We start from the raw sequence: 6,696 nt of genomic DNA on the forward strand, positions 1-6,696 counted from the left end.
CTTGAAATATCCATTCAGGATATCCTCCTTTCAAAATGAAGTGGTTGGTAGCCATCTTCATTTTACCAAAGGAGGATTTTTTGGTATAGCTAAAAGCTTTCCAGAACCCCACGCATAGCGTGGGGTTTTCAAACCCGACAGAAAAAGGGGATGTGAAAAAACATTTTTCACATCCCCGTCACTCGCTACCATTCACTGATCACCAGCTGATGCAGGCAAAGATACTGGACCCGCGAAGGATGATTCCACACTCTTTTTACCTCGTACCCATTTCTTCCACATACTCCCTGATCCGCCGCAGCCTTTCATCCGTTGCCGGATGGTCGGACAGCATACGGCCAAAGAAGCTGAGCCGGGGGTTGTGATACATGGTGTCGATCTTGGCCAGTCCCTCGTACAGTTCCGGGCCCAGCCCCACCTTGCAGGCATAGGCGTCTGCCGCATATTCGTCCTGCCGGGCACAGTACCGGTTGAACAGGATCAGCGGATAGGTCAGTACCCAGTTGCCGATCTGCAGGAAAAAGTTCATGACCAGGCAGAAGAAGCCCAGAATCCAGCCGATGAAGGGGATGATCTGAAGCACTGTCATGAACATCAGTACCATCCGGTAGCACCAGAAAGCCACCCGGTTGGCCAGGGTCATGCCCCACAGGAGCAGCAGCTTCCAGGTATGCCCTTTCTGCAGGTGTCCCATCTCATGAGCCAGCACCCCGGAAAGCTCATCCACAGTAAAATACCGGAACATGGGTTCGTTCACCACGATGTTGTTGTCACCCAGGGCGCAGGCGTTGACGGATTGATCAGGGTTCACATACAAATGGAAATCCTGTCCTTCCAGGCCGCCCCGCTGCAGGATTGGCTGCAGGGCCTGTTCGAACATGTCCCGCTGCGCTCCTTCGATCGGCTTATAACCGCTAAAAAAGATCATCAGCCGCTGGAACGGAGACAGCTGCATCAGAAGCCCCGGTACCAGCACCAGGACGCTCATGAACCAGTAGGAGTAACCCGGATTGCTGTTCAGCCGCTGCAGGGTGGCCGGATCCAGGAAGGGTCCGAACACCAGCATGGCAAAGGGGCTGTAGACCGAAAGCAGGATGAAATTGACGAAATAAGACGCCACCATCAGGATGACTGTCTTCAAGCTGCTCCCTCCTTACTTGTATTCCTCTGCCAGTTTTTTGAACAGCGGCAGGGATTTCTTGATGGTTTCATAACTGATGCAGTAGGAGGCACGGAAATAGCCCGGGCATCCGAAATCCGTCCCCGGTACCAACAGCAGGTCATACTTCTTGGCCCGTTCGCAGAAGGCGTAATCATCGTCCTCCAGACATTTGGGGAACAGGTAGAAGGCTCCCTGGGGCTTCAGTACCGTAAACCCGGCTTCTTTCAGGCCTTTGTACAGCAGTTCTCCATTACGGCGGTAGGGTTCCACATCAGAAGGCCTGCCGGCGCACCGGGCCACCACCAGCTGCCACAGAGAAGGTGCGTTTACATGGCATTCCACCCGGGCAGCCCCGGCAATGGCGCCCGCTATCTTATGAAAATCCGTCACTTCGCCGGGGATGACGATATACCCGATCCGTTCGCCCGGCAGAGAGAAAGATTTGCTGTAGGAATAGCACACCAGGGTATCTTTGTAATACAGAGGCAGATACGGGACCTTGATGTCCCCGTACACGATTTCCCGGTAGGGTTCATCAGAGATGATGAAAATGGGATGACCATATTCCCTTTCTTTTTTGTCCAGGATGGCAGTCAGGGTCCTGATGGTATCTTCGGAATACACCACACCGCTGGGGTTGTTGGGGGAATTCACGATGACCCCTTTCGTATGGGGCGTCACCATTTTTTCAAAGGCATCGAAATCGATCTGGAAATCTTCCGTGCGGGCAGGCACCACTTTCAGGCTGGCGCCGGTGGATTCCACGAAACACCGGTATTCCGGGAAGAAAGGAGCAAAAGCGATAAATTCATCGTCCTCCTCAGCCAGAGCCTTGAAGCAGATGGTAATGGCAGCCGCGGCACCACTGACCATGAACAGGTTCGCGCCGGTAAAACGGGTGCCGAAACGGCGGTTGATATCCTTCGCCAGGGTTTCCCGCACCTGGGGGTTGCCCGGTGCCACCGTGTAGCTGTGGATGGCCTGGGGCGGCAGTTCATTCATGATGTCGATGACGGCCTGTTTGATGTATTCCGGAGCCGGCACGTTGGGGTTGCCCAGGCTGAAGTCGCAGATGTTCTCCGCTCCCACTTCTTGGGCCCGTTTCTGGCCGTATTCAAAAATGGTGCGGATGGTGGATTTCCTGGAACCCAGTTCATACATTTTTTCGTTAACCATGGTATCACCTGATTTTCTGAGAGTTAGTCTTATTATATCACAAAAAGGGACTGCCACTTCCGTGACAGTCCCCTAATTTCGTCAGCCCAGCAGAGCCTTTACCATGGCGTTGACCCGCTGGCCGGTTGCCTGGCCCTTGGTCTGTGCCATGACCGTGCCCATGACCTTGCCCATATCCTTCATGGATTTGGCGCCGGTCTTGGCAATGGCATCTTCCACGATCTTCTTCAGCTCATCGTCGCTCAGTTGTTTCGGCAGATACTTCTTCAGTACGTCGATTTCCTGCTGGTTCTTTTCAACCAGATCCGGACGATTGGCATCCTTGATCTCTTTGATGGTATCTTCTCTCTGCTTAACTTCCTTCATGATGACAGCCAGAACGGCATTGTCATCCAGGTTGGTCTTTTCGTCTATTTCCTTATTCCGAATGGCAGCCCAGACCATACGCAAAACGGCCAGCCGAAGCTTGCCGTTTTCCCGGTCTTTCATGGCTTGCTTCATATCGGTTTGCAGAAGTTCTCGTAAAGACACTTTCTACGCCCCCAAATCAAGTCCTGAAAAGATTATCTGGATTTGCGTTTTCTTGCAGCTTCAGACTTCTTTTTCCGTCTTACGCTGGGTTTTTCATAATGTTCGCGTTTCCGCACTTCGGACAGAACGCCAGCTTTCTGCGTAGCGCGTTTGAAACGGCGCAGAGCGCTGTCCAAAGATTCGGTTTTGCCAACTCTGATCTCAGTCATCTATATCCCTCCCTCCACGATCTCTTTCGGGAAGTGTAATTTAACATTAACACTTTGCTATTATACCGTAAATATGGAAAGGTTGTCAATAAAAAATTCTCAGCACGGAGGCCAGCCCAGTTCCTTGCCCCCCAAAATGTGGAAGTGCAGATGAGGGACACTTTGTCCGCCCCAGTCGCCTGTATTCACCACGACCCGGAAGCCGTGTTCTTCAAGGCCCAGTTTCTTTACCAGATCCGGCAGGGTCTTCTTCACATGGACCAGGATATCAGGGGATGCCGTGAGGATGTTTTCCGTGTGTTCCCTGGGAATCACCAGAACATGCACCGGCGCACCCGGATTCAGATCGTTGATCACGATTACCTTGTCATCTTCATAAACTCGTTTGCTGGGGATCTCCCCGGAAATGATTTTACAAAATACGCAGTCTGTCATTTGTCTCACCCCCTGTTCCCAATATACTATTTTATTATAGCACCCTTCAGCCCGTCCTCAAAGATACTTTCCAGACGAACGGCAGAAATTTTTCCTTTCCATTCCTCGCTGCCGGGAGCATAGACCCGCACATAACCCGGAGTCAGGCCTTCCCACAGGCCATTGTCCTTGTTGCGCCGTTCCCACAGTACGGAGGATTCTGTGCCCAGCTGGGCTTCCCGGTAGGCCAGGTTCCCTTCCCGGTCGATGGCTTCCAGCCGGTGTACCCGTTCCTGCTTTTCCTTGTTGGAAAGCTGCCCGGGCATGGTGGCCGCCGGTGTCCCCTTCCTTTGGGAATAAGGAAAAATATGGATCTTGCTGAACCGGCACTGCCGGATGAAATCCATGGATTTCTGGAAATCTTCCTCTGTTTCGCCGGGAAATCCCACGATTACGTCCGTGGTAATGGCCACGTTTGGCACCAGGCTGCGGATGCGCTCCAGCAGCTTGGCGAATCTTGCCGTATCGTAGGGCCGGTGCATCCGGGCCAAGGTGGCATCGCAGCCGGCCTGCAGGGGAAGATGGAGATGGGCACACAGTCGGGGATTTTCCACCATCAGCTTCAGCAGCTTGTCCTCCACTTCCACGCTTTCCAGGCTGCCCAGCCGGAACCGGGGCACGCCGGGCACCGAAAGAGCGGCTTTCACCGCATCCGACAACCGGGGGCCGCCGGGGATCTCCTTGCCATAGCAGCCCAGGTGGATGCCGATCAGCACCACTTCTTTATAGTTCTCTGCAGCCAGACGGGCCACTTCCTCCCGGATATTTTCCAGGGACCGGCTGCGCAGATGGCCCCGTGCATAGGGAATGATACAGTAGGCGCAGTACTGGTCACAACCTTCCTGGATCTTCAGGAAGGCCCGGTTCCGGCTGGCATCTACGGCCGCATCCAGTTCTTCGAATCCGCTGCCCACCGGCAGGTCATGGACGGCGTTGATGGGAGCCTCCATGGGATCTTCTCCCAGCCGTTCCCGCACCAGTTCCACCACCCTGCCCCGGTCCTGGGTGCCGATCAGAAGGTCCACGCCCTCGATATGAGCCACTTCCTCCGGCGCTGCCTGAGGATAGCATCCGGTGACCACGATCAGGGGTTTGGGTTCTTTCCGGGCCGCCCTGTGAATGATCTTCCGGCTCTTGCTCTGCCCCATATTCGTTACCACGCAGGTATTGATCAGGTAGATGTCGGCATCGTCTTCAAAGCCTACGATTTCAAAGCCGGCATCCCGGAACAGCTTCTCCATGGATGCGGTATCCGACTGATTCACCTTGCATCCCAGTGTATAAAAAGCGATTTTCTTCATGCCTGTTTTTCCTTAGCCTCCCAAATTGCCTGTTTCATACATAATGGCTGTCAACGTGGCCAGCGCCGCCGTTTCCGTACGCATGATCCGGGGTCCCAGGCTCACCGAATGCCAGCCCAGCTGCTGGGTCAGGGTGAATTCGTCCTTGGAGATGCCCCCTTCCGGGCCGATCAGGAAAGCGACGGACCGGACGTTTTTGTGCGCCGCCAGTACTTCCCGGATGCCCTGGGTGTCTTCCACTTCATAGGCCACAATTTTCAATTCCGCATCGCAGCCGGTGACGATATCCCTGAACCTGGACGGCAGGGCCACCTGGGGGATGATGTCACGCTTGCTCTGCTTGGCTGCCGCTTCTGCGATTTTCTGCCACCGCTGCTGCTTTTTGGCAGCCCGGGCCGGATCCACCTTCACCACCGAATGGTCCATAATGGCCGGCCGGATGTCCGTAACACCCAGCTCGATGGCTTTCTGGATCACCCATTCCAGCTTGTCCTGCTTGGGCAGGCCCTGGATCAGAGTCACCTTCACGCTGGGTTCATGGCTTTTTTCCAGAGTTTCCACCAGTTCCAGGTCCACCCTGTTCTCACCAAAACCGGTGATCTTCATCACAGCAGCCACCTGATCCAGGCTGACGATCTGGATCTGTTCCCCCAGCTTCATCCGCAGCACATGGGTGATATGATGGGCGTCCTGCCCGTCGATGGACATGGTTTCCCCGAAATCCCGGGGTACGAAGAACCGGTACATGCTAGGCTTCCTTTCCCATGGTGACGGCGCACCAGCCCGCCTTCCGCTTCACATCCAGGAAAGTGAGGCCGTGCTCTTTTGCCGCCTTTTCCACATCCCCCAGCCGTTCTTCGATGATGCCGCTGGCCAGGAACCGGCCCTGGGGCCGCAGTTTGGCCACCACTTCCGGCAGGACCATGATGATGATGTCAGCGATGATATTGGCGATGATCAGGTCCGCCTGGCCGTCGGTACCGTCCAGCAGATTTCCCTGGGTCACAGCGATCCGGTCCGTCAGACCGTTCTGGGCGATGTTCTCTCTGGCCACTTCCACAGCCTTTTCATCGATGTCCACCGCATGGACGGATCTGGCTCCCAGAAGCGCCGCTGTCATGGCCAGGATACCGCTGCCCGTGCCCACATCGAATACATCACAGTCCGATGTCACCAGCTCTTCCAGCCGCTGGATGCACATGCTGGTGGTCGCATGGGTACCGGTGCCGAAAGCCATACCCGGATCCAGGGCGATAACCTTTTCCTCACCCTGGGGAGCATAGGTTTCCCAGGAGGGTTTGATCACGATTTTCTTCCCTACTTTCGTAGTATGGAAATATTGTTTCCAGGTATTGGCCCAGTCTTTCTCGCTGATTTTCCGGAACAGGGTGGGTCCGAACCGAAACTTTCCGATGCGGCTCTCGATGGTCTTCAGTCCTTCTTCGATCCTGTCCAGCCGGGACTGGAGTTCCTGATTTTCCAGATAGTAGGCCGAAACGGTGACCACTTCCGTATTTTCCTGATGGGGAATGTCGCACAGTTCCCAGGTGGCGCTTTCCCGCAGCTGGTTCAGCAGCAGCGGGTCCTCGATTTCCACACCGTTGCGGGCACCTGCGTCCCGCAGCAGTTCCGCCACCGCTTCCACCGCTTCATGGGTGACTTTTATGCTCACTTGCAGCCAAGATTCCATTTGTAACGCTCCTTTGTACAGATATTATTTAATTATATCACAAAAACACCCACAAAATCAAAACTACCCGTATAACGGGTAGTTTGCTCTGCGGCTATAAGCCGCGTTACCTGCCTCGGCCTTAAGGCCCTAGATTTAAAGGCTACCAACCGC

The 6,696-nt window shown here is 54.7% G+C and carries 8 protein-coding genes; all 8 read right to left on the bottom strand.

All coding sequences use genetic code 11. From position 1 onward, the window contains the following. Window positions 1-256: 256 nt before the first annotated feature. Entirely contained in the window at window positions 257-1,141 is an 885-nt protein-coding gene (locus ACR0QW_RS10520) for a M48 family metalloprotease (RefSeq protein WP_432643596.1), read from the bottom strand. A 12-nt stretch (window positions 1,142-1,153) separates the two neighbouring features. Further along, window positions 1,154-2,338, bottom strand: coding sequence for a pyridoxal phosphate-dependent aminotransferase (locus ACR0QW_RS10525; protein ID WP_432643597.1), 1,185 nt, complete (start codon window positions 2,336-2,338; stop codon window positions 1,154-1,156). 81 nt (window positions 2,339-2,419) lie between these two features. After that, window positions 2,420-2,869 (bottom strand): GatB/YqeY domain-containing protein, encoded by a 450-nt coding sequence (locus ACR0QW_RS10530; protein ID WP_432643598.1) that lies wholly within the window; start codon window positions 2,867-2,869, stop codon window positions 2,420-2,422. A 32-nt stretch (window positions 2,870-2,901) separates the two neighbouring features. Next, entirely contained in the window at window positions 2,902-3,078 is a 177-nt protein-coding gene (rpsU, locus tag ACR0QW_RS10535) for a 30S ribosomal protein S21 (protein ID WP_012938095.1), read from the bottom strand. 99 nt (window positions 3,079-3,177) lie between these two features. Then, window positions 3,178-3,513 (bottom strand): histidine triad nucleotide-binding protein, encoded by a 336-nt coding sequence (locus ACR0QW_RS10540; RefSeq protein WP_432643599.1) that lies wholly within the window; start codon window positions 3,511-3,513, stop codon window positions 3,178-3,180. Window positions 3,514-3,539: 26 nt separating this feature from the next. Then, window positions 3,540-4,853, bottom strand: a complete 1,314-nt coding sequence (mtaB, locus tag ACR0QW_RS10545; protein WP_432643600.1) for a tRNA (N(6)-L-threonylcarbamoyladenosine(37)-C(2))-methylthiotransferase MtaB — start codon at window positions 4,851-4,853, stop codon at window positions 3,540-3,542. A gap of 12 nt (window positions 4,854-4,865) precedes the next feature. Next, complete coding sequence (locus tag ACR0QW_RS10550; protein ID WP_432643601.1) at window positions 4,866-5,600, bottom strand: 16S rRNA (uracil(1498)-N(3))-methyltransferase; 735 nt, start codon at window positions 5,598-5,600, stop codon at window positions 4,866-4,868. A 1-nt stretch (window position 5,601) separates the two neighbouring features. After that, window positions 5,602-6,543, bottom strand: coding sequence for a 50S ribosomal protein L11 methyltransferase (gene prmA / locus ACR0QW_RS10555; RefSeq protein WP_432643602.1), 942 nt, complete (start codon window positions 6,541-6,543; stop codon window positions 5,602-5,604). Window positions 6,544-6,696: the final 153 nt, after the last annotated feature.

The organism is Acidaminococcus sp., assembly GCF_050873445.1.
Taxonomy (GTDB): Bacteria; Bacillota; Negativicutes; order Acidaminococcales; family Acidaminococcaceae; genus Acidaminococcus.